The 25,184-nt window shown below is 33.3% G+C and carries 26 protein-coding genes and 2 pseudogenes; 19 read left to right on the forward strand and 9 right to left on the reverse strand.

Annotated elements, in window-relative coordinates; all coding sequences use genetic code 11:
- Window positions 1-48: 48 nt before the first annotated feature.
- Window positions 49-411: a DUF488 domain-containing protein gene (locus tag H1A07_RS00465; protein WP_057718871.1), complete on the forward strand. Its 363-nt coding sequence runs from the start codon at window positions 49-51 to the stop codon at window positions 409-411.
- Here the strand turns inward: H1A07_RS00465 and H1A07_RS00470 are convergent.
- The 3 genes from H1A07_RS00470 to H1A07_RS00480 form a co-directional block, all read right to left on the reverse strand.
- Window positions 408-1,187 carry a TerC family protein gene (locus tag H1A07_RS00470; protein ID WP_210145050.1) on the reverse strand — a complete coding sequence of 260 codons (780 nt, stop codon included), beginning with the start codon at window positions 1,185-1,187 and terminating at the stop codon, window positions 408-410. The two genes, H1A07_RS00465 and H1A07_RS00470, sit on opposite strands and share 4 nt — an antisense overlap.
- Window positions 1,174-1,704 (reverse strand): methylated-DNA--[protein]-cysteine S-methyltransferase, encoded by a 531-nt coding sequence (locus H1A07_RS00475; protein WP_057718869.1) that lies wholly within the window; start codon window positions 1,702-1,704, stop codon window positions 1,174-1,176. Before H1A07_RS00475 ends, H1A07_RS00470 begins: the two co-directional genes overlap by 14 nt.
- 115 nt (window positions 1,705-1,819) lie before the next feature.
- Window positions 1,820-2,533 (reverse strand): NAD-dependent protein deacylase, encoded by a 714-nt coding sequence (locus H1A07_RS00480; protein WP_057718868.1) that lies wholly within the window; start codon window positions 2,531-2,533, stop codon window positions 1,820-1,822.
- A gap of 126 nt (window positions 2,534-2,659) precedes the next feature.
- On the opposite strand from H1A07_RS00480, the gene H1A07_RS00485 reads away from it, so the two are divergent.
- Window positions 2,660-3,136 (forward strand): hypothetical protein, encoded by a 477-nt coding sequence (locus tag H1A07_RS00485; protein WP_210145051.1) that lies wholly within the window; start codon window positions 2,660-2,662, stop codon window positions 3,134-3,136.
- A 155-nt stretch (window positions 3,137-3,291) separates the two neighbouring features.
- Here the strand turns inward: H1A07_RS00485 and cls are convergent, their stop codons facing one another.
- The 3 genes and pseudogenes from cls to H1A07_RS00500 all read right to left on the reverse strand — a co-directional run bounded on the left by cls (window position 3,292) and on the right by H1A07_RS00500 (window position 6,429).
- Window positions 3,292-4,752 (reverse strand): cardiolipin synthase, encoded by a 1,461-nt coding sequence (gene cls / locus H1A07_RS00490; RefSeq protein ID WP_210145475.1) that lies wholly within the window; start codon window positions 4,750-4,752, stop codon window positions 3,292-3,294.
- Between the two features lie 14 nt (window positions 4,753-4,766).
- Window positions 4,767-5,475, reverse strand: a pseudogene (locus H1A07_RS00495) (zinc metallopeptidase).
- Between the two features lie 27 nt (window positions 5,476-5,502).
- Window positions 5,503-6,429, reverse strand: coding sequence for an alpha/beta hydrolase (locus H1A07_RS00500; RefSeq protein WP_057718864.1), 927 nt, complete (start codon window positions 6,427-6,429; stop codon window positions 5,503-5,505).
- Between the two features lie 80 nt (window positions 6,430-6,509).
- Here H1A07_RS00500 and H1A07_RS00505 point away from each other — a divergent pair, with 80 nt between their 5' ends.
- Window positions 6,510-7,262, forward strand: a complete 753-nt coding sequence (locus tag H1A07_RS00505) for a ribonuclease H family protein (RefSeq protein WP_210145052.1) — start codon at window positions 6,510-6,512, stop codon at window positions 7,260-7,262.
- A gap of 82 nt (window positions 7,263-7,344) precedes the next feature.
- Window positions 7,345-7,539, forward strand: a complete 195-nt coding sequence (locus tag H1A07_RS00510) for a hypothetical protein (protein ID WP_210145053.1) — start codon at window positions 7,345-7,347, stop codon at window positions 7,537-7,539.
- A 163-nt stretch (window positions 7,540-7,702) separates the two neighbouring features.
- Here the strand turns inward: H1A07_RS00510 and H1A07_RS00515 are convergent, their stop codons facing one another.
- Complete coding sequence (locus tag H1A07_RS00515; protein ID WP_057718861.1) at window positions 7,703-8,671, reverse strand: DUF1002 domain-containing protein; 969 nt, start codon at window positions 8,669-8,671, stop codon at window positions 7,703-7,705.
- 122 nt (window positions 8,672-8,793) lie between these two features.
- On the opposite strand from H1A07_RS00515, the gene H1A07_RS00520 reads away from it, so the two are divergent.
- From H1A07_RS00520 to H1A07_RS00560, 10 genes and pseudogenes are all read left to right on the forward strand, one after another.
- Window positions 8,794-9,624 (forward strand): glycosyltransferase family 2 protein, encoded by an 831-nt coding sequence (locus H1A07_RS00520; protein ID WP_057718860.1) that lies wholly within the window; start codon window positions 8,794-8,796, stop codon window positions 9,622-9,624.
- A 25-nt stretch (window positions 9,625-9,649) separates the two neighbouring features.
- On the forward strand, window positions 9,650-10,312 hold the full coding sequence (locus tag H1A07_RS00525) for an alpha/beta fold hydrolase (RefSeq protein ID WP_210145054.1): 663 nt from the start codon (window positions 9,650-9,652) through the stop codon (window positions 10,310-10,312).
- Window positions 10,313-10,415: 103 nt separating this feature from the next.
- Complete coding sequence (locus H1A07_RS10060) at window positions 10,416-10,556, forward strand: hypothetical protein (protein ID WP_244974143.1); 141 nt, start codon at window positions 10,416-10,418, stop codon at window positions 10,554-10,556.
- Window positions 10,549-10,755: a hypothetical protein gene (locus H1A07_RS10065; protein WP_244974144.1), complete on the forward strand. Its 207-nt coding sequence runs from the start codon at window positions 10,549-10,551 to the stop codon at window positions 10,753-10,755. Before H1A07_RS10060 ends, H1A07_RS10065 begins: the two co-directional genes overlap by 8 nt.
- Window positions 10,756-10,837: 82 nt before the next feature.
- Window positions 10,838-11,827 (forward strand): ribose-phosphate diphosphokinase, encoded by a 990-nt coding sequence (locus H1A07_RS00535; protein ID WP_094496432.1) that lies wholly within the window; start codon window positions 10,838-10,840, stop codon window positions 11,825-11,827.
- A 155-nt stretch (window positions 11,828-11,982) separates the two neighbouring features.
- Entirely contained in the window at window positions 11,983-13,188 is a 1,206-nt protein-coding gene (locus H1A07_RS00540; protein ID WP_244974145.1) for a CPBP family intramembrane glutamic endopeptidase, read from the forward strand.
- Window positions 13,189-13,322: 134 nt separating this feature from the next.
- A complete protein-coding gene (locus H1A07_RS00545) occupies window positions 13,323-14,678 on the forward strand; it encodes an amino acid permease (RefSeq protein ID WP_186822797.1) in 1,356 nt (451 codons plus the stop codon).
- Window positions 14,679-14,854: 176 nt separating this feature from the next.
- Complete coding sequence (locus tag H1A07_RS00550; protein ID WP_210145056.1) at window positions 14,855-15,514, forward strand: TetR/AcrR family transcriptional regulator; 660 nt, start codon at window positions 14,855-14,857, stop codon at window positions 15,512-15,514.
- Window positions 15,515-15,534: 20 nt separating this feature from the next.
- Window positions 15,535-16,374: a hypothetical protein gene (locus H1A07_RS00555; protein WP_057718854.1), complete on the forward strand. Its 840-nt coding sequence runs from the start codon at window positions 15,535-15,537 to the stop codon at window positions 16,372-16,374.
- A gap of 303 nt (window positions 16,375-16,677) precedes the next feature.
- A pseudogene (locus H1A07_RS00560) lies at window positions 16,678-16,836 on the forward strand (transposase); the annotation flags it as partial.
- Between the two features lie 379 nt (window positions 16,837-17,215).
- Here the strand turns inward: H1A07_RS00560 and H1A07_RS00565 are convergent.
- A complete protein-coding gene (locus tag H1A07_RS00565; protein ID WP_210145057.1) occupies window positions 17,216-18,742 on the reverse strand; it encodes a CAP domain-containing protein in 1,527 nt (508 codons plus the stop codon).
- A 161-nt stretch (window positions 18,743-18,903) separates the two neighbouring features.
- Between H1A07_RS00565 and H1A07_RS00570 the strand changes: the two genes are divergently transcribed.
- On the forward strand, window positions 18,904-19,989 hold the full coding sequence (locus tag H1A07_RS00570) for a D-alanine--D-alanine ligase family protein (RefSeq protein WP_210145058.1): 1,086 nt from the start codon (window positions 18,904-18,906) through the stop codon (window positions 19,987-19,989).
- A 45-nt stretch (window positions 19,990-20,034) separates the two neighbouring features.
- Complete coding sequence (locus tag H1A07_RS00575; protein ID WP_210145059.1) at window positions 20,035-20,754, forward strand: coiled-coil domain-containing protein; 720 nt, start codon at window positions 20,035-20,037, stop codon at window positions 20,752-20,754.
- Window positions 20,755-20,782: 28 nt separating this feature from the next.
- Here H1A07_RS00575 and H1A07_RS00580 read toward each other — a convergent pair whose 3' ends face one another.
- A complete protein-coding gene (locus H1A07_RS00580) occupies window positions 20,783-22,354 on the reverse strand; it encodes a cation:proton antiporter (protein WP_210145060.1) in 1,572 nt (523 codons plus the stop codon).
- A gap of 104 nt (window positions 22,355-22,458) precedes the next feature.
- On the opposite strand from H1A07_RS00580, the gene H1A07_RS00585 reads away from it, so the two are divergent.
- The 3 genes from H1A07_RS00585 to H1A07_RS00595 are packed head-to-tail and all read left to right on the forward strand — an operon-like array spanning window position 22,459 to window position 25,163.
- Window positions 22,459-23,556, forward strand: coding sequence for a YibE/F family protein (locus H1A07_RS00585; protein ID WP_210145061.1), 1,098 nt, complete (start codon window positions 22,459-22,461; stop codon window positions 23,554-23,556).
- A 4-nt stretch (window positions 23,557-23,560) separates the two neighbouring features.
- Entirely contained in the window at window positions 23,561-24,322 is a 762-nt protein-coding gene (locus tag H1A07_RS00590) for a YibE/F family protein (RefSeq protein ID WP_210145062.1), read from the forward strand.
- A 22-nt stretch (window positions 24,323-24,344) separates the two neighbouring features.
- On the forward strand, window positions 24,345-25,163 hold the full coding sequence (locus H1A07_RS00595; RefSeq protein WP_057718847.1) for an alpha/beta hydrolase: 819 nt from the start codon (window positions 24,345-24,347) through the stop codon (window positions 25,161-25,163).
- Window positions 25,164-25,184 lie beyond the last annotated feature (21 nt).

A 25,184-nucleotide genomic window follows, 5' to 3' on the forward strand; every position in this document is an offset into this window, starting at 1 on the left:
ACTCATAATTGAAAGTAAATATATTTTATTTAAAAGGAGTATGTAAAAATGAGTGAAATAAAAGTCATTAGGATATATGATCATGAACAACCTGAAGGATATCGAATTTTAGTAGATCGTTTATGGCCTCGAGGGATGAGTAAGGTGAGAGCGCATTTAGATGAATGGGACAAACAAATTGGTCCAACAAATGAGCTAAGAAAATGGTTTAATCATGAAGATGATAAATATCCTGAATTCAAGTCTAAGTATATAGCTCAATTGAAGGCGAATCCAGTCACAGCAGCTTTTGTTAAAGATGTAAAAGAAAAATTAGCCAAAGGAAATGTTTTATTTTTGTACGGTGCGAAAAATAAAAAGCACAACCAAGCGGTTGTACTTAAAGAGTTTGTTGATAGTCAATTAAATTAAGGCATTTTTTTGCCATGTACGTTTTGACGTATATAGTGAAAAATAATTGTTATGATAACTGTGCCAAAAACAATTCCAGCAAAAATTGCGTCGGGTACTTTAAAGTTTAGTGGTGGAAGTGAAATAAGCAGTTTAGCTGCAATGATTGAAATTAGCACGTAGGCCATTGTTTGAAGTTCAGGAATGATTTCCATTAGTTTAATGATAACTTCTGCAACACCACGCATACATAAAATACCAATCATTCCGCCAACTAATACTACAACTGGGTTATTTGACATTGCTAGTGCTGCTAAAACTGAATCAATTGAAAAAACGATATCCATTGATTCAATTGAAATAACTGTTCTCCAAAATAAAGAAAGATGATGTTTCTTTATTTTAGAGTGCCTTTTTTTATGAGTATTTTTGGCTTTTTCTTTTTGAGCGACTTCTTGAGGGTGCCGGACATCATAGAAATATTTATAAACTAAATAGAGTAAGTATAAGCCACCAAGCAATTTGATTTCCCAAAAGTTAATTAAGTAAGTACCAATTCCGATAACAATAAAACGAAACAGGTAGGCACCCCAAAGTCCATATACTAGCGACTTACGTTGTTCATCTTTACTAGGTAAGACTTGTGTTTGAGCAGCTAAAACGACAGCATTGTCAACAGAAAGCAGACACTCCATTAAGATCAATGTTAGAATCATCATCCAGTCTTGCCCACTAGTTAAGACATGTGCCCAATTATTTGCATCAAAAAAAGGTTGATAAAGTTTAATCAGCTGCATTCAAATAGCCTTCTTCAAGTTTTATTAAACGTTGTTTTTCTTCTTCTCCCATTCTATAACTTCCTACCTTATCCGGAGCTAAAATTACACGATGACTAGGAATAAAAATTAGAGATGGGTTTAAAGCAACTGCATGAGCAACGGTTCTAACCGATGTAGAGCCATTGACAGCAGATGCTAGGTCATTATAGGAGATGGTTGTTCCATAAGGAATATTTTCAATCATTTTAACAATTTGATTTTGAAAGGGAGTTCCGAAACTTGAATAGTCAATTGGAACAGTAAAAGAACGACGTTTGCCTGCAAAATATTCTTTGAGTTGTTGCACATAAGGAGCTAATTTTTTTGAATCCTGAATAAGAAGGTGGTTAGGATAAAATCCTAAAATTGAAGATTCAATATTACTATTTTTAGAACCAACAAAAGCTAGTCCTAGGTCACTAATAACTATTTCATAGATCCATGGCTTAATTTTAACAAAATCATAGTAAAAAACTTTTGCTTGAGCAAGTGGCATTTAATCTTAGCCTTTCTTTTAATTAATATATTAGCTCTAACTTATATTATATAGCAAAAAATAACAGAAAGAGTAATTGATGAATTAAATAAAATGTTAGTTAAGATAATATCGGTTATATATATAATTTGTCAAATACTTTTTCGGCATCTGAAATGATTGTTGAAACTTCCTCAGGTGCAGGAACGATGGTATTATTGATAACCCAGACCTTTGCATTCGGCTTTTTATAAGCAAGAAGTTGAGCAAAAGGATAAACAACAAAACTGGTTCCAGCAATAATAACTAAATCGCTATTTTGAATATTTTTTATTGAATTAATTAAAATATCCTCATTAATCGGCTCCCCATATAAGACAATTCCAGGTCGAATGATGCCATTATCTTTTTCATGAAAATATGATTTTTTGTATTCATCATAAGAAATTCTTTCATAACATTTTGTACAAAAAATGTTGTAAAGATTACCATGAAATTCGATTACATGTTTATTGCCTGCTTTTTTATCTAGACCATCTACGTTTTGAGTAATTAAAATACCATTTTTATTGCAACTAGCGGCAATTTTTTTATGAATGATATTTGGTTGAGCATTTGGAAAATACATATTTTCCATTACAAATTGATGAAATTTAGCTGGTTCATGAAAAAGAGTATCTTCACTTAAAATTTGTTCTGGGCTTTCCGAAATCCCATTGTAAATTCCATTTTTTGAACGATAGTCAGGAATATGCGATGGAGTTGAAACGCCGGCACCGGTTAAGTAAGTGACATAATGAGCTGCATTAAGATCAGCTTGAAGTGCAGCAATTTGCTTATCTAAACTCATAATTAAAACCTCCTACTATTATTAATTTTCAGCTAAGTCAATTATAGAATGATGAGAGGAAAAGGGGTATTTGTTATAATTGAAATAGAAATTTAACGATAATTTATAAATTTTAGAAGGAAAAATATGTCACTTTTATATATTACTTTTGATATTTTGCTGATTGGCTATATTTTTTATAGTTGGTATTGGCAAGCGAACATTGATTATAAGGCTCGTTTTAGGAGTTCATCTGTTATTTGGGCTTTAATTTTCTTATTGATTGGTTTTTACTTAGATTACTTTACTGATCCAACATTACTCATGACTATCTTTATTGCAACATTTTTACTAATGAGTATTATCGATGGTGTTAGTGGCTTAGCTAAGAAACGATTAGTAGTAAGTGGATATTTTAAACGCACTGTTAAGTATACCGATATTGCTCATGTAACCTTGATTGCTGTTCCCAATCCTAAAAAGCCAACTGTAATGGCTATCTTTCAGACCAATAATCGCCAAGCGTACTATTTGCGATTCTCTCAACAAATTAATGATGTAATTATAAATATTAGAAAATATTTAGGATCAAATGTTGGGATTGAGGTTCAATCCATAATGTAAGAAATACTAAGAGCACAAAAAGTGTCTGGGAAAAAAGTCTGCTTTTAGTTAATTTCGGACTTTTACTCAAAAGAAAAATCCTATTAAATCAAGGTTTATCAATACCAAGATTTAGTAGGATTTCTTAATTTCTGAGTTTCTTCCCAGACACTTTTTTATAGAATGGGAGAAAGTAATCTAGAAAATGCTTGTTTAAAACGAAGATAACGAGACCAATTTGTAGTAATATCTAAGGTTAACTCACTACATTTTTCTAAATCTCTTTCAAAAATGCAATTTAATTCCCAGGTAATATTTTTATCGTAAAAAATAGCATCAGCTTCAAAATTTAAGCTATATGACCGGAAATCTTGGTTCATTGATCCAACTGCTGAAAAGCGATCGTCAACCATGACAGTTTTAGCATGAATAAAACCATTATTGTAAACGTAGATTCTAATTCCTTCATGTAGCAAGTAGTTGGCATACCATTGCGTTGCGCGATAAATGAAGGGATGATCAGGCATTGACGGAATCATAATGCGTACATCTACTCCTGAATGGGCTGCAATAACCCAAGTAGCAATCATTGGATCATCTGGAACAAGGTAGGGGGTTTGAATCCATAATGTTTTTCTTGCCATCATCATCATTCGAATCATACCGTTACGTAAGTAAGGAGTAGAGGTATCCGGCCCGTCTGAAACAATTTGTGTGGCTACATCATCTTCTGTGAGTTTATTTTCTTCAATTTTTGGAAAAAGTTTTTCATTAAAAGAGATTGTCTCTCCTTTATCTGTTATTGAAGCATTCCAATCCATGACAAAACGCTCTTGAAGTAACAATGATGCAGAACCGACAATTCTAAGATGAGTATCACGCCAGTAGCCAAATTTCTTACTTTTGCTTACATATTGATCGCCGACATTAAAGCCACCGGTCCATGAAATTTTGCCGTCTATAACTACGATTTTTCGGTGAAGATGATAATTCATACGGTATTTTTTTATCATATTTTGAGAAGTGATAAAGGAGGCTACTTCGCCACCTAGATCAGTTAAAGGCTTGAACCATGTTTTTGAAGCTCCAGGCGAACCCCATGGATCATAAATAAGTCTGACTTTAACACCTTCACGAGCTTTTTTTATTAGAAGATTAAGAAATTTGTTCCCTAAATCGTCGTTCATAAATGAATAATATTCAACGTTAATAGTTTCTTGTGCCTCTTCGATGTCTTTAAAAAGTCGTTTAAACTTTTCTTCTCCATCTGTATAAAAACTAATTTTATTATTTTTGGAAAGTGGAGAATCGTGTTTGAAGTTGAAATAATCTATTAAAATTTTAGCCTCTTTAGAAGTATCAGTTGGCCCCGCAGCTTTAGGAATACGCGGGATCATTTTATTTACTTTATCAAGACCAATATGCTTTTGGTTATTAATAGCAAAGAGATTCTCTTGTGACAGACCACGTCCAATAAAGCCATATAGAATAAAACCAAGTACAGGGAAAATTAATAAAATGATTAACCAAGCCCACGAGGTTGCAACAGATCTTTTTCTGTGGAATACAACGTAAAAGGCTAAAAGGGTATTAACTGCCCAAAGAAGAGCCCAGAATTCATTCGAAAAAATAAGTATCCCCCCCTGTTAACTTAGTTGTTATCGTCGTTATGTCTGCCGAAGATAAGGATAAGTCTAAATAATTGTAACATGCTTGTTAAAACAGCAGCTACGTAAGTTAAGGCAGCCGCAAATAGTACTTTGCGAGCTATCGGCATTTCTTTGTGGATCTAAAATAGCACCATTGTTTAACATGCGTAATGCACGATGTGAGGCGTTAAACTCAACGGGTAGCGTTACTACTTGGAATACAAGAACTAAAGCAAAGCACCAAATACCAATTTTAATTAATGTTTGATTCATTCCTAAGACTAGACCTAAAAGAATTAATGGCATTGACAAGTTAGAGCCTAGAGAAACGATTGGAACTAAGGCAGAACGCAGTCTCATTGGAGCGTAATCACTGGCATCTTGTAGAGCATGTCCTACTTCGTGAGCAGCTACACCAACAGCTGCAATCGATGAAGAATTATAGACAGATTGAGAAAGGCTCAAAACTTTATTAGTTGGATTATAATTATCAGTCAAATTACCCGCAACTTCACGAATCTCTACTTCGTAAAGACCTGCTTGATCTAGAATATAACGTGCAGCTACTTTTCCTGTGTAGTTACCATGATTTTGAATTTGATCATAGCGGTTAAAGGTTGAATTAACATTCATTGAGGCCCAGCCTGAAATTGCTACACCTAAGATAATCATCCAAAAATATGGATCATAAAAAAATGGCATATAATACATAGTTGTTTTTCTCTCTTTATAAGATTATTAATCTGTTAACTTCAAGAACTTGTTAATAATATTAATCACAAAGGGATTGTCATGCAAAATACTGTGTTCAGCTGCATCTCCTCGAACTTCTACTTCTTGGAAAGAATGAGCAACTGGAGCAAGAATATAGCGAATCGACTTAGCTGATACAACAGATATAAAGCGGTCGGTATTTGTTTCGTCTAAAATATTTCCGTAAATATTTAAAACTGAAATATCGGGATTGAAGCGTCTCTGATTAAATAGCATCCCTAAGTAAGAAGTACTCATTAAAATTGGACGTCCCTTTTCATTAAGGCGGTTAACATTCGGTAAATCTCCTAAGTACATTACTCCATCAAACGGGCCAGCAATTAATGCACAGTGATCTAAGTGAGGAAAGTTTTTTCTTAAACTAGTCTTCATTTCAGCTTTTATTACTGAGGGTGCACCTAATGAATGAGCAACTGCACTATATTTTTTAAAATGATATCTTTTGCTTAAGTAAGAAAGGGCAGCACGTAAGTAATATGAAGTAGCATAAACGCCAGCGATTCGATCTTTAAATATTAATTGAACAATTGGCTGCTTATCAGCTGTCCAAGTACCTTCTAAGATGAAATTTCCAAAAGGATCAATAGTTGCTTTTAGAAATTTGTCTGTATTTTTAGCTTTACATGCTGCTTCTACCATTTTGTTCGTTGTATAGTCTCCACCTCGAAAGCCATGAACATAAAAAATTGGTATTTGTTCGATAGTAAAGTCTGGGTCTTCAATAGTGGAGCTGTCTTCAACTTTTCTTTTGTGTATTCTGAGTAGCCAACGAGTAGGAGTAAAGGTAGCCATTAAACCTAAGACTGACATTCGAGCAATACTAGGTTCCTTATTTTTATGCTTATTATTTTTTTCAACTTCTTCACTATACTTTTTTTGAATAAAAAACATACTCTTCCTCCTTTCTGCTAGCATTAGCGTTAAAATTATTCTAACATTTTATAGTCGTTAGTAGGGAAGAGAGATTAAATATGAAATTTTACGCAGTGAAAAAAGGGCGTACACCTGGTGTTTATCGAACATGGGAAGATGCTAAGAAACAAGTGGATGGTTATTCAGGAGCAGAATATAAATCATTTGCTAAAATTACAGATGCTACTGAATATTTGAATTGGAATAAAGAGACACAACCAGATGTTGTAAAGGAAGATTCTTTAAATAGGGCAATTGAAAAAATTAAAGCTAATAGTATTTCAAAAGCTAAAAGTGTAAAGGTACATCAGGCTGCCTCCAATGGATCATCTGAATATTTCGCAACTATCTATACTGATGGTGGATCAAGAAATACCGGTATTCATAAAGGTGGTCATGTTAATAAAACCGATAAAGCTGCGTGGGCTTACTTAATTGAATGGACAGATGGCCGTACCTATGGTTCTGGTGGAGAATTTGGCGCAACTAACAATAAGATGGAGTTATTGGGTTTGATTAATGCTTTAGAAAAGTTAATAGAACTTGGTTTTAATGAAAAACGTCTCTTGTTTGTTTTAGATTCTCAATATGTTTTAAATGGAATTAATAAGCACTGGATTGAAGGCTGGAAGAAACGTGGCTGGAGACGATCGAATGGGCCTTTGATTAACGCTAATGAATGGAAGAGATTAGACAGTTTGTTAGGTAGTTTTCCAGATAGTACATTTAGCTGGACTAAAGGACACGCGGATAACGACGGAAATATTTTTGTTGATCATGAACTAAATCGATACATGAATAAGATGAGATAAAAGTTTAAAAATTCGTAATATTATAAATAGCGACTATAATAAGAATTGAAAGTGCATAAATTAATTTAAATGAGGTGATATTATGAAAAAGTTTTTTAAAGTAATTGGTATTGGTACAGCAATTTGCACGGCTGTTGGTGTAGCTGTAGTAGTAACCAAGAAAATTATAGATAAAGTTAATACTAATGATGATATAGTTGAAGATGAAGATCCAGAATTTGTAGACGAAGAAACTGCTGAAAATTCTGAAAAATCTGATACAACTAAAACAGAATAATTATTAAAATCCGCTTGATAAACAAAAAAAGTCTGCAAATTGCAGACCTTTTTTGATGCACTTTTACTAGTAGTTGCTATAATAATAAGTGAAAGACTAGAACGCACGCAGGTACTAGTTTTGACGACGGAGACGGCTATATTTAGCCGTCTTTTTTCTTAATTTATTTTAAAATAATTGCACCGCCGAAAATATTTCTAAACCAGTTAACAATAGAATCAATTAACTTTTGGAACCAGTTGCGGGTTTCCGGGGTATTGAATTTTGAAAAAATGTTTTTAGCACCAGATTGAATTTGGTCAGTTAATTGACCAGCTTGTTGCTGGAAATTTTTATCTTTTAAGGCACCAGAATTTTTGACCTTAATTAAAACATTAATGATTTGCTCTTTTTGGTCGTTGTTAATTGTGTCACCGAGATGATTAATATTAATTTGATTATTAACAATATCTCTAATTTGACTATTAGAAATATTTTGACCTTGTTTAGCCATTTCCTTTTTAGCTCCAGCAATAGCATTATTTAATTGGGCATCTGAGTAGCCTTCTTTACTCTTATTTTGGTTAGTAATTTTACTCAGGGTATTCATTTCTGTTTGTGCAGCATTAATTTGGCTTTGATTTAATGAATTGCCATTTTTAGCATAAGCGGCATATACGCCTGCTAAAGCACCAGATCCATCAATTGGAGTAGCAGAAGTGACATAAATATCAGCGTCTGAAATACCAGCAGTTAAAGCGGCATTTTTATATTGATTAGCAGTAATTGTTGTAATGTTATTGTGACCATTATAAGGTAAAATATGAACATTAATTCCACTACCAGAGTTGGTCTTTTGGACCATTGCACTTGACCAGACACCAGAATTGTTGGTGAAGTCATAGCCAGAAGGGTTAAGGTATTTGACAAGATCAGACCCAGTAATTGTGATAGTAGTGTAGTTAGCACCATTTAATGATTGTGTTAGGGTATTAATTGTTCCTTGTTTTTGAGAAGAGGTAAGAGATGTACCTAATGTTACAACAGGAGTATTGTTATCATCTGCTTTTGCAGTTTTATTATTAGCAAAAGTGGCTAAGCTTAAAAATCCACTTGTTAGAATAGCTAGAAATGCAATTAGTATTTTTTTCATAATAATTATTCTCCTTATGAAAGATACTCATTTTAATGGCTATATTATAACCTAAATAATCAAGTGAATTATGTAAATAAGTATTAAGATGCTATAATCATAAGCAAAAGGAGGCAGACGCCGTGTTACGCCAGCCAATGTTAACGGTAATTATGCCTGTCTATAATATGGAAAAATATTTAGGTCGGGCGCTTGAAGCTTTAACAAAACAAAAAGATAGAAATTTTAAATTATTAATTGTTAATGACGGATCAAAGGATAAGACTCGCGAAGTAGCTGAGCAATATCGTGATCGGTTTCTTTATTTTGATATTATTAATAAAAAAAATGGTGGTCTTTCTGACGCTAGAAATGTCGGAATGACACATGTAACTACACCATATTTTACTTTTCATGATGGAGACGACTGGGTTGATCCTGGTTATACCACTTTTTTTGTCAGAGCCTTTGATGAACATCCTGATGTTGATATTGTCTCTTGTGGTTTTTGGATTGATTCAGAAAAGCGTCATGAAAGTCATCCAGTAGGAAATAAGACTAGTGGTGGCTTAATTGATAAAAGAGAAGCATATTTAAAAATGACTAATGTCTTTGGGTCACCTGTTAAGGGATATACCTGGAATAAGGGATATAAAATTAACATCGTAAAGAAATATCATTTGCATTTTGTAGAAGATTTGGCATTTATGGAAGATCAAATATTTAATGTTAAATATGTATCTTTAACTAATGGCTTTTACTATAGTTCGACACCTTATTATCATTATTGGCAAAGAGCTGATAGTATGGTTCACGATCTTAATCCCAAGAAAATACCAGATAATTTTAAAGCAAATTATCGTGTTTGGCGTCAAATAATTAAAAGTTTGATGGCAGAGCGTGAGGCTCAAAAAGAAAGTAAAAAAATTGCTAAAAAAGCATCTCTAAATGATTTTGATCATCAAGATTTATAAAAAATAATAGTTAAAAGGGTTCAATATGAAAATAAAAGTTAATGGGGTTGAAATTTATTATCAAAAATTGGGTAAAGGACATCCCTTAATTTTATTACATGGACATCATCAAGACGGTGGAGTATTTGATAAGTTAGTCGCTCCACTCTCTTTGTATTACACAGTTATTGTGCCAGATATGAGAGGACATGGCTTAAGTGAAGGACAAGCTAGTGAGCATTATCAAACTGAAGTAGAAGATTTAAGAGCATTTATTACTGAGCTTAAATTAAACAAACCTTATATTTTGGGCTTTGGTTCAGGAGGTCTAGTAACACTATCTTTAGCGGCTCAAGCGCCTGATTTAGTTTCTAAAATCATTGTTGCTGGAACTTACGTTAATGGTAATGGTGTAAATGCCAAGCATATTGCTGTTAATACAATTCGTGGATTTTTTAAGGGGGATCGAGATAGTAAAGTGGCTTTAACGGAAAGTCATATTCCTGTTGAGACTCTAAAAAGAATTGAAACGCCAACGTTGTGTGTTGTAGGAGAAAAAGACTGGGTTAAGGTTGAACACGTTCGTTGGTACAGCCAACTATTACCTAATTGTCGTTTGGTTTTAATGCCTCGGCAAACGCACTGTAGTTATGTTGTTCATAGCTTGAAATTATTAGATTTAATTAAAGATTTTTGTAAAGAGAGCTAGAAGATGCTCTCTTTCTTCTTTTGAATTAGGTAGAATTAGTATATAAAGTAGTGAGATTGGAAAAGCAGAAGGTTAAAAAGATGACAAAATAGTAGTTCAAGGAATGAACAGCGAGATGTCAGTAGATGGTGATACGATTTCTATTAAACATGCATCTCCCTTATTTGTAGGCAAACGTGAAATAGTGTTAGATATTCATAGTTTGCAAGCTGTTGTATATAAAAAAAGCTCATTTATTGATTAACAGTTTTCTAAAATTAGTTCCTAAGGGTGATAACCCAATGATTTATCAAATGGCAAGTTTACATCAGATGAGAAAAGATGAATTGGCTAGTGTGTTGAGAGCATATGAAAATACAAATCCACAAGATGCAGAAAATTTTTATACTTATGTTGTTGGTCGTTTAGATCAAATTAAGGCAGCTGAAAAGAATCATTTATAATCTACAACTGAAAAGTAGAGCAAAATAGGAATTTTTCGTTATAATAAGAATAGCTGTTAATTTTACAAGGAAGGGCAAATTAATGAAAAAAGAAGAATTGCATGAAATGTTGCACCCAATGAAATTAATCGGACTCGGTGGAAACCAAGCCCTAGCAGAAAGAATTGCGGCTGCTTTGGATAAGCCATTACTTGAAACTGCTGTTCAACACTTTAGTGACGGAGAAATTCAAGTAAACATTACAGAAAGTGTTAGAGGCTGTGATGTATACGTAATTCAATCTATTCAAGATCCAGTGAATGAAAACTTCATGGAACTAATGATTGTATTGGATGCTTTACATCGTGCATCTGCTCACTCTGTTAACGTAGTAATTCCTTATATGGCATACTCTCGTCAAGACACTAAGAATCGCTCCCGTGAACCAATTACTGCCAAATTACTGGCTAACTTGCTTCAATTGACTGATATTGATGACTTAATTGTCGTTGACTTACATGCATCTCAAATTCAAGGTTTCTACAATATCCCAGTTGACCACTTACATGCTATGCCAATCTTAGCTCAATACTTCTTAGATAATGGTATTGCAAGTAAGGAAAATGATGATGTAGTAGTTGTTTCTCCTGATCACTCTGGTGCAAAGCTCGCTCGTACTTTTGGTTCATACTTCGATGCTCCAATTGCTATTGTTGATCAACGCGGTGCACGTTATGACGCAGAAGCTCATGATATGATTGGGGACGTTAAAGACAAGACAGTCATTATCGTTGATGACTTGATTGATACTGGTTCTAGAATTGCTTCTTCAACTAGATCAGTTTTAGCTGCTGGTGCTAAGAAAGTTTATGTTGCTGCAACTCACGCACTACTTTCTCAAAATGCAATCGATGTATTGAACGAATTGCCAGTAGAACAAATCGTAGTAACTGATACTATTAAGCATAAGAAGTACCCAGATAGAATGGTTCGTTTATCTGTTGCACGTTTACTTGCTAAGGGTATTGATTACATTTACAACGATAAATCAATCCACCAAATCTTTGATGAACAAAACAGAATTCAAGGATAATTCACATTTTATTTCAATATTTTTAAAGAGCAGAAAACTAGTATAATTACTAGTTTTCTGCTCTTTTTATTTGCAATAAATTTTATCCTATTGTTGAATGCTCACCAATGTTAATATATTATTAAGCAAAAATTAATATAAATAAGGTGTCAAAGATGAAGAAAGTATTTCAGATTCAGCTATATCTAAATATTTTGATAGCTATAATTATTTTAATTAGTTATCACACAGTTAAAGATTGGATTTACCTTGGAATTTTAGTTGCAGCAGTTTTAGTAAGTAAAAATAAAAAGATTTCTCAGCTAATAAATACGGTACTTATACCAATGATTTTTATCGAACAAGTTAGAGACTTGGGTAATATTCTCATGCAGCATCTTTCTAAGTTAACAATACTTATCTTTTGGATTTATGCTCTTGTGACCGTAATAGTATTGATTCCAGTCACAATAATCGAGTATGGGAAAATTAAAAAGCCAATTTGGCGATTGATAGCATCAGTCTGGATGATTAATGTTGTTATTATGTATTGTCATCTTTTAACCTTAAAAAATGTAAATCCAGACGGCTTCTTAATGAGTTTAAATAAATCTGGCTTGGTTTATGCTTTAGCAATTTTAGTTTATGTCTATTTTGCTGTTAAAAGTTGGGGTTATGAATTTTACTTTAATTTACCGACTTTTAAGGGTAAAAAATTGCAGTTGCTTTCATTTATTTTAATTTTTGGATTAGCGATTTGGCTTTCATTTTTTCAAGTATTTAGTGAATTTGCTCAGAGATGGCAAGAATTATTCTGGAATTGGGATTTTTCTTTACTTGATCCAACTGAACCGGTCTTTCTAAAAAACGCTTGGTCTGTCTATCTCTACTCAATAGAAGCGGGAATTGGTGAGGAAGCAGCCCGATATATAAACTTAATTTTGCTATTAGTACTTTTCAAAAATAAAAAGTGGCAAATTAATGGTGCGGTTTTAGGCAGTGCAATTCTATTTGCATTACCTCATATTGGAAATGCCTTTGCCTCAGAACTTAAGCAAACGCCACTAGCAACTGCTTTTCAAGTGATTGATACATTTGGCTTTGGGTGTTTTGCGGCTGTGCTAATTTTATATAGCGGTAAATTATGGCCGACAATAATAATCCATACACTACACGATATTCTTGTGTTTTCTGAAACTCCATTGACTCAAGATAGCGTGGACATTTTTGGCGGAAATACAGGTCAGTTTACTCATGTAATTATTAGTTTAGTACTTTGGGTAAGTTTTGCCGTTTTTATCTTAATTAAGAACAGAAAGTTAATAAAGCAGAATGTCCAAATCTTGACTCGAGTTCAAAAAACAGATTTGACAATTTCGTGAAGCAAGTTATAATACAAACAAATAAAATAGCCAATTAATTGACTATACAAGAACTTTAATTTCATAGAATAGAAATACCTCTAGTATAAGTTAAATACTAGGGGTATTTTTGTGTTTAAGGGAGGACTACAAAATTGGATGAAAAGGAGAAGCTAAAACTAAAAAGATCGCTTAAAAGCCGTCATGTAACAATGATTGCAATTGGTGGAGCAATTGGTACTGGATTGTTTTTAGGATCTGGCACAGCCATACAAAGTGCTGGCCCATCAATTATCTTGTCATATCTAGTTGTTGGAATTATTAGCTTTTTTATGATGAGAGCTTTAGGAGAATTAATTCTAGCAGATCCTGAGCAGCATTCATTTATTGAATCTGTAAAAAAATACCTTGGAAATAGAATGGAATTTGTTGCAGGCTGGACGTATTGGTTATGCTGGCTTAGTTTAGCAATGGCTGATTTAACTGCAACAGGAATTTATTTGAAATATTGGTTTAAAGACTTACCACAATGGGTAGGTCCTTTGGTAATCGTTGTTTTGTTAATGCTTGTTAACATGGTTAACGTCGGATTATTTGGTGAACTTGAAAGTTGGTTTTCAATGATTAAGGTTTTAGCTATCTTAGCCTTGATAATTACTGGAGCAATTCTACTTGTTATGCACACCAAAATTGACGGTAGAAGCGTTTCTCTAAGTAACCTGGTGAACTATGGGGGCTTTTTCCCAACAGGCTCTTGGGGCTTCTTAAAGTCATTTCAGATGGTGGTCTTTGCTTTCGTTGGAATTGAGATTGTTGGTTTAACAGCAGGTGAAACGGCTAATCCAGATAAAGATATTCCCAAGGCAATAAATACTTTGCCAGTCAGAATTGGATTATTCTATGTAGGTTCAATGATTGCTATTATGGCAGTTTATCCATGGAATAAAATTATCACTACTACTAGTCCATTTGTGCAAGTATTTGGCGCAATTGGGATTCCAGCAGCTGCGGGAATTTTAAACTTTGTAGTTTTGACTGCGGCAATGTCTGCAACAAATAGTGCAATTTTTTCAACTAGTAGATCACTATATGCTTTATCTCGTGGAAATAATGCTTCTAAGCGATTTGGAAAGTTAAGTAAAAAGGCTGTGCCAAATAATGCGTTAACTTTCTCATCTTTGATTTTATTTATTGTTGTAATTCTTAATTACATTATGCCAGCACAGGTTTTTGATATCATTTCTAGTGTTTCAACGATTAACTTTATCATGGTCTGGATTATTATTATGTGGACACATTTGAAGTATCGGGCGGAAAATAAGAATAACTTGGGTAATTTTAGAATGCCAGGTTTTCCGATAACAAGCTGGTTAACGCTTATTTTTTACTTGGTAATTTTGATAATTCTAGCTTTAATACCGGCAACTAGATTGCCATTAGTAATCTCTATTATTTTCATTTTGGCTCTAGCTATTAGCTATTCTTTATTAGAAAAAAGAAAAAATAAGTAATATTACGTAACATGTAGAAGACTGACAAATAGTTTGTCAGTTTTTTATGTAGTTTTTGATGATGCAAATTATATTTTTCATTAATGTTACTGATAGAGGATGCTATAATAATTGAAATTAATGCTATGAAAACGCTATACTGTATAGGAATAGAATAGTAAAACGAGGAAAAGGATATGGCAAGACAAAAAAATTGGGTAAGACGACATGAGATATTGCGCAATACTTTTATGCTCCTTAAAAAGAGAGGAATGGAAAATGTATCGCTACAAATGATTGCAGATAAGTCTGGTATATCTAAATCATTACTCCAATCTTACTACCCCCATAAGAATCTTTTGATTACGGCAATTGTTACAAACTTTATGACAGCTATTTTAAAAAGTTTGAATTCGGCTGAATTTAAAGACTTAAATGAATATTCAAAAATGAAAATTTTTATTTATTTAATTTTGGAACAAGGAATTCAGGATAAGGGTGTTGAACGTGTTGTTAAAAGCATTTTAAGTGATAATCAGTCATTAGATCGCTGGAGTCAAATTCTAGATGATTGGCTTAAGAAGGAGGGAGTTAAGCATGATTTAGGAAATGATCGTCAAGTTCAGATTGGATTAAGCTTCATTGTTACGGGTGGAGGAAGTTTGTATATAAAACGTAACGAATTGAATTTAGATGCAGACGAAATTTCTGATATAATGGTAAAAACTTTTATGTCGACATTTTTGGCAATGGATGAGTCCAAGATAAATCAAGTCCTCAATGAAGCAAAATCTGTTTTACAAGAATATGAGCTCACTACTTTGACCCAGACTATTAATAAAATGTTTGACGAGTAATGTTAAGGAGGATCTAGGAAATGGCGGTACGCACACGCAGTGAGATGCGTAGGATTGATCAGGCTCAAACTGTGCATGATAAAAGATCCTTTGGAATTGCGATTTTTACAATTGTAGTTTTATTTTTTAGCTTAGTGACTTTTATGAATCCGATTTTTATGAAAAGTCAAATTGCAAAGGAAAGTAATGGAGTTGTAGCTGAACGATATATAAATCAAAAGTTTGATAATTTTGCGGCAACAATTGGTGCAGATCGAAGCAGTAATAATAGCACGAACAATCTCCTTACTGTTGAACAAACAAGACTAATTGCAAATGCAATGATTGATTATACTTTGGGTATTCACTTATTTAGGGCTGAAAATTCTAGCTTGGCTGGTCAAATTCGTAAAATTATATTAACTAAAATTGATGATAATTCCTCAATGGAAGCCAAGTCAGTTCAAGAAAAACTAAGGAAAAATAAAGAAGGCGGCTTGTATGCTATCATTACAAGTTTTGGCTTAGCTAATGCAACCTTAGCAGCAAATGTTGAACTTGTATTTTTAGTTTTAAATATTCTGGTTATTGTTTTTGTAGGAATAATAACTTATCAAAAAGTAAAAAGCTTGCTAGAGCTAGTTTCGACTAGACGATTGATTCACATGTTTGCAGCTGGTGGAATGAGAGCGTCAATTTGTTTAATTGTAATTTTTGGGTTATTAGCTTTCATTCCAACGATTTTTAATGTTGAAAGTCTTATTCTTAATATTGGTTATTTCTTAGAGATAGCCAGTGGAATTTTCTTAGAGTTAGTAATTGTGGGTGTAGTGACATTTGTAATTAGTACTATTACATGGCAAATTACTAGTGCTAAATAAGGCTCTATACTTTTTCCTGTTGATGGATATCTATGATATCCTATCGACAGGATTTTTTATTGCATAAAGAAAGAGGCCATAGCTTCTCCTAATGTAAAATCCTTCTACGACCAATTCATTATTGTTTTTTCCAATTATTAAAAAAATGTATTAACGGCAAATATCGTGATATCTATGTAGCTGAGCTTATTCAGCTCCATTGTCCTTACTGCCGTTCCACTAATCTCAAACATAATGGTCATTATACTTCTAACGTATGCTTTATTACCCCTGATGCTAGCCACCCAGTTAAAGCAACGCGTGCTGTGTAATGGCTGTCTTGAAGGAGTTAATCGTAAGATTAAACAAATTGAACGAACAGCCTATGGCTACAGCAGTTTTAGCCATTTATTAACTAGAATTAGACTAGAAGAAAATATTGTAAAAGAAAAGAAATCAAACAACTATACTTTAGTTGCTTAATTCCTTAATCTGAAACTGGCCATCAAAGGATTTGACAAACAGCCTAAATAATAATTTTAATAGCATATAGAAAAAGGTCTCAGGTTTTTAAACCTGAGACCTTTTTCTAGGAAATGGCGCCGGATTGGATGATCTTAATTGTATTCAAGTAAGTGTAAAGTAGTTAGGGTATAAAATAATTGTAATATGCAACAGCCATAACGGCTCTTGTAAGGGTCCTCAACCATTTCTCATTACCTATTTTTACAGTAATTAAGCTTTAAATCAAGTTGAAAGGCTTAATTATTCTTAAATAATATAATATGCGTAATTTATATTGAAAAAATATTCTAAAAATATTAATTTATTACTTTATAAAACTTCGTGAAGTATTAATTTATTAATTAAATTGTCTAATCCATTGTTTTTTACCTAAATAATACCAGATTGTATGATTTACTGTAATTGTTTGACCATATGCATAACTTTTTCCCGAAATAACGTGATTAGATGTTTGTTTACGTAAACTTGGGTAAGGACTTGTATAAATATTGCTATCAAGTGAATGCTGATCGATATTTACTACACCAGCAGTTAAATCGGGATTGTTAAAAATATAAAAGTTATGGAACCATTGGTTTTCACCTAGGCTGTAATAAGAATAGCCATCTTGATAAGACCGCCCGAAAATGGCTGGATTCATTCTACGTTTTTTATTTAGGGAATCACGTAGTTCTTCTCCTTGAAGTAGGAGTGCAGATTTAATGGTAGCTGCTGAGTCTGGATCATTAGCCTGTTTTAAAATTGTCCGAGTTGTTCTGTCTTTGGTATCGTTGATATTTTGAGATGACGAGACTGTGTTTGAATTTTCAGTCTTATTTTTATTTTGATTATTATCTTTTGAATTCTCAAGTTTTGGCTGATTTGCGGCTACTTGGTTAAAAAGTTTAAAGCTATACTGATAGACATTATCAATGTTAACACTATATTCATGTCCTGACACTAGCTTAATGTCTCCTGGAAAGTAAGTCAGGATAGTTTTAAAGAAACCAAAACCTTTATTGCCAAAGTTATTTACGTTTGTAGCTTGACTTACTTGTCCTGTATCAAGGTCAGTAACGGTGATTTTTGGCGTTCCAGAAATAGTCTTATCAGATAAATATAAGGACCAGGCAATATTATTTCCCTTAAGCAATTCAATCGGAAAGATACCACTATTTGGATAGGCAACTGAACTTTTGGAAGCTGCTTTGTAGCCATCGCTTGGATAAGCAACCTGTTGTACTGAATAGCGGTAATTGTTTGTTCCATAAGCTGCTCCGATACCAGTTGTAGTAAGACGACTTGATAAAAGCCAAGCGCGGTGACCAGTATCAGAACCATCAAGATTATAAGTATCAGTCAATAAGTCCGTAATTACATCCCCAGCTGATTGATTAGTTACATTAAAATTTAAATTTGAACTTGCTGACACACTCTTGGCAATTGTCCAATAGGTACTACTAATGAAAGCTGGTTTTGTTTCATTAGGCAGTCCATGTTGATTAGTAAATGGATTAGCATTAATTGCCGCCATGACGCTTGCCGTGATTTGAGCATTATCATTATCTGTTTTGTTAGCAGAGATACTTGGTAAGTCAAATATACTACGATAGAAATTAATATAATCTAGTTGCGAATTAACATAAGAATTAGTAACGGATCCTGTTGAAAAAGGCGTTGTTAAATGAGGAGTGCTTGCATATAGATTACCAGAATTAAAGGATTGTTTCGGTAATTTTGCGTATTGGTTTTGAACTTGATGAACTTCCTGAATTTCATCTTTTGTAAATGTTGCAGCTTGTGTGTTCGTAGCTATAGCGATACATGATGTTGCGGTAAGCGTAATAGCGACTAAAAAAGTGGTTGCTTTTTTTGTAAAGTTCATATTTTCTCCCTTTTTGAGGAACTAAATATTAAAATGTTAGTATTATATATAACTTAATTATAAGAAAAATTCATTCTTTTTAGACTTTTTTTCGAAAATAATGCATTATAGCGTCACGATTGTTTATAATAAGGATTCGAGGACAAAAAGGAGATAAAGATATGACTGACAAAATTAAGGTGGGTTTGATATTCGGTGGAAACTCTTCCGAATACGAAGTTTCTATCATGTCTGCCCACAACATTTATGAAGAAATTGATACTAACAAATTTGATGTTTATCCAATGTGGATCACTAATGATGGTTATTTAGCTAATGATGAAGATTCTCGTAAGGTATTAGAGAACCCTAAGATGGAAGTAGCTAACCCTCATAAAGTAGCTAACATTTCTAACATTGTTGAATTAAAAGATCGCCCAGAAATCGATGTATTTTTCCCAATTGTACACGGAAATCTAGGTGAAGATGGATGCTTACAAGGTTTATTTAGAGTGTTAGATAAGCCATTTGTTGGGGATGACGTTTTAGCTGCAGCCGTAACAATGGATAAGGAAATGACCAAGATTTTGGCACAACGTGCTGGCGTTCCAGTAGCAAAATGGATTACTATTAAACGTTTTGAATATAACGATGCAGATAATGATAAGCTTGATTACGAACATGTAGCTAGTCAATTAGGTTCTGATTTATTTGTAAAGCCATCAAATCAAGGTTCTTCAGTTGGTGTAAGTCATGTAACCAATGAAAAAGAATACAAGATTGCTTTAGCTGAAGCATTCAAATATGATGATAAAGTTTTAGTTGAAGAAACTGTTCATGGTACTGAAGTAGAAACTGCTGTTTTAGGCAATGATAATCCAATTGTTGCTGGTGTTGGTCAAATTATTAACGCTAAGGATTCATTCTATACTTACGAAAATAAGTATGATGATGATTCAACTTCAACTTTGGAAATACCGGCTAAATTACCAGAAGGAATTGTTGAAAAAGTCAGAAAGAACGCATTAAAAGTATTCCAAGCAACTGAATGTAGTGGTTTAGCAAGAATCGACTCTATGCTTCGTAAAGAAGACAACGAAGTTGTTTTAACAGAAGTTAATGCTCTTCCAGGCTTTACCAATATTAGTATGTATCCTAAATTATTTGAAGAAGTTGGAATTCCATATACTGACTTGATTACTAAATTAATTGATTACGCAATAGAACGTTACGATCACAAGAAGACCTTGTTGCATAAACATGATTAAAATTAGTATGTTTTAATAAAGTAAGTAGTAAAGGGAGAATTTAGGATGGCAAGCGACCATAATTTTGAAGAACTTGAGGCCCCAGCAAAAACGGCGGAAGAACTTCATATCAGTGTAGCAACCTTAAGAAAGTATTCCTTAATCGTTGAAAAGGTTACTGGGAATAAGGACTATTATGAGAGAACCAAACAAAAGGCAAGACTTTATTCAGCTAAAGATATTGAAGACTTGAAGGCTTTTAAGGCTCTCTCAAAGAAGTCTGATTTAACCTTACAAGAGGCAGCTAGACAAGTGTTCGCCATAAGTGATAAAAAAACTGAAGAAGCTAGAAAAGCTGCAAAATTACAAAAAGAGGTTGCAACAAATACTGCTACTGTTGATGCTGATCAAGTAGTTAAGCTTTTGACTATGTTACAAAATACTATTGCAAGCCAGAATAAAGCGATTGAAGATTTGCAGAAGCAGGTAGCTCGTGTTGAAGCTCAAAATAAGAAATTAATTGATAGTTCGCACCAGTTAGCTGAGCCAGAATCAAAAGATTCTAAAGAAAAAGTTCAAACTAATGAAGAACAGGAAGCTGCCACTGAAATTACTGAAGAGCAAAAGAGTGAGCAAGAAGCTCATGAAGAAATTTTAAGAAAAGCTAGAGAGAACGAAGAAAAACGTCGTAAGCAAAAGGTAGAAGAAAATATTCATCGTACCTTGGCACAAATGCAAATTCGTCCTAAAAAGAAACACCATTGGTGGGATCGCTTTTTCAAATAAAAATAGGATGCCGTCGGGCATCCTATTTTTATTCGTCTTCAGGTTCAATAATTAGAGATTCAGCTAATAAAACGTCGTTATAAAGACTTAAGATATATGTTCGATACTTACTTTCTTTTTGTCCAATCATTTCTAAATATTCGCGCTCTACTGCAAATGCTCTAAAAAAGGCTAAACGTTGTAAATATTGTTCTGACTTAGTCAGGTTAGGTTGATCAATTGTTTTAAGTAAGACAGCCATGTATTCACGAGTTTTAACAACTCGCTTTTGATTAAGTAGAGTGTAAATAACATGCCGCTTTACTCTTTGAGGTAAATACATTCTATGAACTGAGATTAGTGCACGTTTAACCATTTCATTTCTTACTTTATCTACTACAATATGGGCTTCTTCATCACTAACCTCATGTGGAAGAATGAATTGAAAAATTATCGTTGGAATAAGCATGCTTAAAATAATTAATATGGCTTCAGACATGATAACTAAATTGTAGTTTTGAGTACCTAAAAAACGTGCACTGATTGTTAATGCTAAGGCTAGTGTTACCGCTCCGTGAATGCCTCCGAGTGAAAAGACAATGCTTTCTCGTCGGTCATAGTGAATAATCAATCGAGCGTAGATATAGCGAACTAATAAGTTAGCGAGATAGACAATTATACCAACAGTGATCCATTTTACTAGATCGCTATTAAATAATTTGTTGCGAGAGATTCTGACCATCATTAAACCTAAAATGATAAATACCATACTGTTAAAGATATCAGAAATAAGATTTTCTAAATCGCGACCCATGTGTATTTGTCTAGAGTTAATAAGTAAACTTTGTTGTGATTCCGCATTATGTAAAAGGCCAGCAACTACAACAGCAATAATTCCAGAAACGTGTAAGTGTTCTGCTAAGGCGTAAAGTGCGAGCGGAGTGAGAATATAAATTAAATTCTGAGCATTTAAGGAATTAAATCTTGATCTAATAAGAGATTGACGAAAAATAATGATTATCCATGCTACGGCAAATCCTAATATACTTCCTCCAACTGAAGATATGAGAAATTCTTGAATAGTTTGACTGTAGTTAATGTAGCCGTTAGCAAACCACAGTAAACTCATGTTAAGCAAGATAATTCCAGAAGCGTCATTAAAAAGTGATTCTGCTTTAAGTGATGCTGTTACTCGTCTTGGCATTCTTAAACCGTTAGTAACAGCCTCACTAGCAGTTGCATCTGTAGGTGTACTAATACTACCAATGATAAAAGCTAATGGTAGACTAATGCCGGCTAGTAAATGAATGCTAAAGCCACTTACTATTAAGGCAAGTAGAACCATAATAACAGTTAAACCAATGATCTCTTTGATACGCCTACCAATATTATGAATTTTGGTTTTTTGTCCCTCGAAAAATAAAAGAGGAGCTACGATCAATTCCATAAAAATCTCAGGATTAAAACTAGCGATTTGATAATTTAAGAAAGGGACTAAACCGATGATGATCCCGATAATCATACTTATATAATTAGCAGAAACCTTGTCAATTGCTTGAGCAATAATGATACTAATTGCGGCCGCAATAGCTAAGGTAAAGCTGGAAATCATAAGTTCCATATTTAGATTTACCTCGAATGAATTACCATTTTTTAATAAATTATAAAAACTTTTAATGCTACTATAGTAGCGTATTCAACAAAATTATTAAGGAAGATGACGAAGTGAAAAAGAATACAAAAATTTGGCTTAGTCTACTAGTTTTAGTAGTTGGAATAATCTTCACAATTATAACCTATTTTTCAACTTCTTTTGCAAATAAATCAGTAGCTGTAATTACTGATAGTCAGATTAAAGACATCTTGGTTGATAAGACTAAAGACAATTATGAAAATAAAGATGAAGTGAGACAGCAGACATTGCACTTAAAAATTGTATCGGGAAGATATCAAGGAAAGAAATTTACTGTTACAAATACTTATTCTCTTTCACAAGCTGTTTCGCAGAAATATCGGCCTCATCAACGCGTAATTGTTTCGTTTATTAAGGGAAAGCCAAAATTAGTAGAACCCAAGCGCGATTGGGTTGTGGTTTTAAGTATGTTTTTGACAATTAGCTTAATTATTTTAATTACAGGGAAACAAGCTAGTTTGTTATTAATTTCAATGATTTTAAATAGCATCATTTTCTATTTTGTAATTAAAAGTGATATTAGAGAAAATGGAACACGAATTTTCTTAATTTATAGCATCGCTACGATTTTATTTACATTTGTTTCATTAGTGATTGTACAAGGATTTAATCAAAAGATGCTTGTCACTTTGTGTGCAACATTATTAGGCGTTTTTGTTTCATTTAGCATTTTTTATTTGGTTATGAAACTAACGCATGAGCGTGGAATTGATTATGAAGCAGTTGATTATGCTACACAAGATCCACGTGCCTTATTTTTAGCACAGACAATTTTAGGTGTTTTAGGGGCAGTTATGGATGAGGCAACGGATATTGTCTCTAGTCTTTATGCACTTGCAAAACATAAGTCAGACCTAACATTTAAAGAGCTATTTATTAGCGGACGAACTCTAGGTCAAGAGATTATGGGGCCGCTAATAAATGTACTAGTTTTAATTTTTATGGCTGAGGCCCTACCTATGACAATTTTGTATTTGAGAGATAATAATACTTTGGTCTATACCTTTAAATATACCCTTTCTTTAGGGGTAATCCAGAGTTTAAGCTCGGCGATCGGAATTGTACTGACAGTGATTTTTGCAACTCTATGTAGTGCTGTCTTTTTAAGAAATAAAAAGCAGAGGTGGTAGAAAAATGACAACTTTAACTGCTCTTTTATTAATTCTTTTGATATTGATGATTATAGTTGGAGGAAAAACTGGCTTTAAGAGTTATCTAAGCGTCGTTATCAATGCCTGTTTACTGATTTTAGTTGCACTACTTATTTCTTGGGGAGTAAATATTGTATTGGTTGGAGTAATATTTATTCCTTTGAAATTACTAACGATTATTTATTTAGGAACACATGATTATACTGTAGCCAAAAATGCCTTTTTAACTGCTCTATGCGTGAGTTTGATTGTGATGTTTATAATTATCTTGTTTGAAAATTTAGCGCAAACTCAAGGCTTTGGAGACCAGGCAGGAGAAGAATTAATTGGTTTATCATTAAATGTAGGAATTAGTTTTTCTCAAATCGCAATTTTAGTTGCAATCTTTTCGATGCTAGGTGCAATTGCGGAAGCCAGTGTTGCAATGAGTGCTGGTTTACTTGAGTTAAAGCGGCATGATCCTAACATTACACAAAAGCAATTAATTAGAAGTGGGAATGAAGTTGGAGCGGATATACTAGGAACAGCCATGAATACAATCTTATTTGGTTTATTTGGCAGTTTTTTACCAATATTTATTTGGTATGTAAGACTAAATTATTCCTTATTTGAAATTTTAAATGATAAACTTTTTGTGGATGAGTTTTTAATTATTGTATATTCGTTCATTGGCGTGCTTTTAACGGTACCATTAACTATAATATTCTTAGCACACACTTTAACGAATAAAGAAAATAAAAAGTAGAGATAAATAGAGGCACAGTAGTATGAAAATAGAGAATTTGACGTTAACAAATTTTAATGGGCGTGAATTTAACGTTACTTATTATAGTTTGCAAGATAATCCGCAACTTCTCCTAAAAAAAAGACCGCTAATGTTAGTCTTTCCAGGTGGTAGTTTTGATCATTTATCATTAAGAGAAGGAGAACCAGTTGCCTTAGCTTATGCAGCTCATGGATTTGATGCAGCAATAGTGTCATATAATTTAACTACCGATCCTGGCAGAATTTATCCTGATGCTGCTTTATCTGGTTTAACTGCTGTTGCATACTTTAGAAAAAACAGTGAGAAGTTAGGCCTTGATAAGGATAAAATTACAACAATTGGTTTTTCAGCTGGCGGCCATGTTGTTAGTTCGATGAATGTAATGGCAGAAAGTCAAAAATGGCAATCTGAATATCATTTTGAGCATGATAAAGTATCACCAAATGCGACTATTTTAGGTTATCCGTTAATTAATATTAAAGATATTGGTTTTCCTTTACCTTCTTATGCTAAGGAAAAAATGCCAACTGCGAAGGATTTATTAGATACAGCGTTAGGAGTTACTCCTGAAACACCGCCTACTTTTATTTTTCAAGCAGTAGATGATCCAGTTGTCTTAATTGATAATACTATTGAATATATTACTGCCCTAAGAAAAAATAGAATTCGCTTTGAAGCACACTTATTTAATAAAGGAGGACATGGATTTTCTCTTGCTACTCCTGAATTGGCAACTGCTGAACGCAAAGCTGATCCACATCTGGCACATTGGTTTGAATTGAGCCTTGAATGGTTAAAAGATAGAAAGATTTATGTTTAGTTTCACGTGAAACAAAAAACT

This window comes from Lactobacillus taiwanensis (assembly GCF_017894345.1).
In the GTDB taxonomy this organism is placed as follows: domain Bacteria; phylum Bacillota; class Bacilli; order Lactobacillales; family Lactobacillaceae; genus Lactobacillus; species Lactobacillus taiwanensis.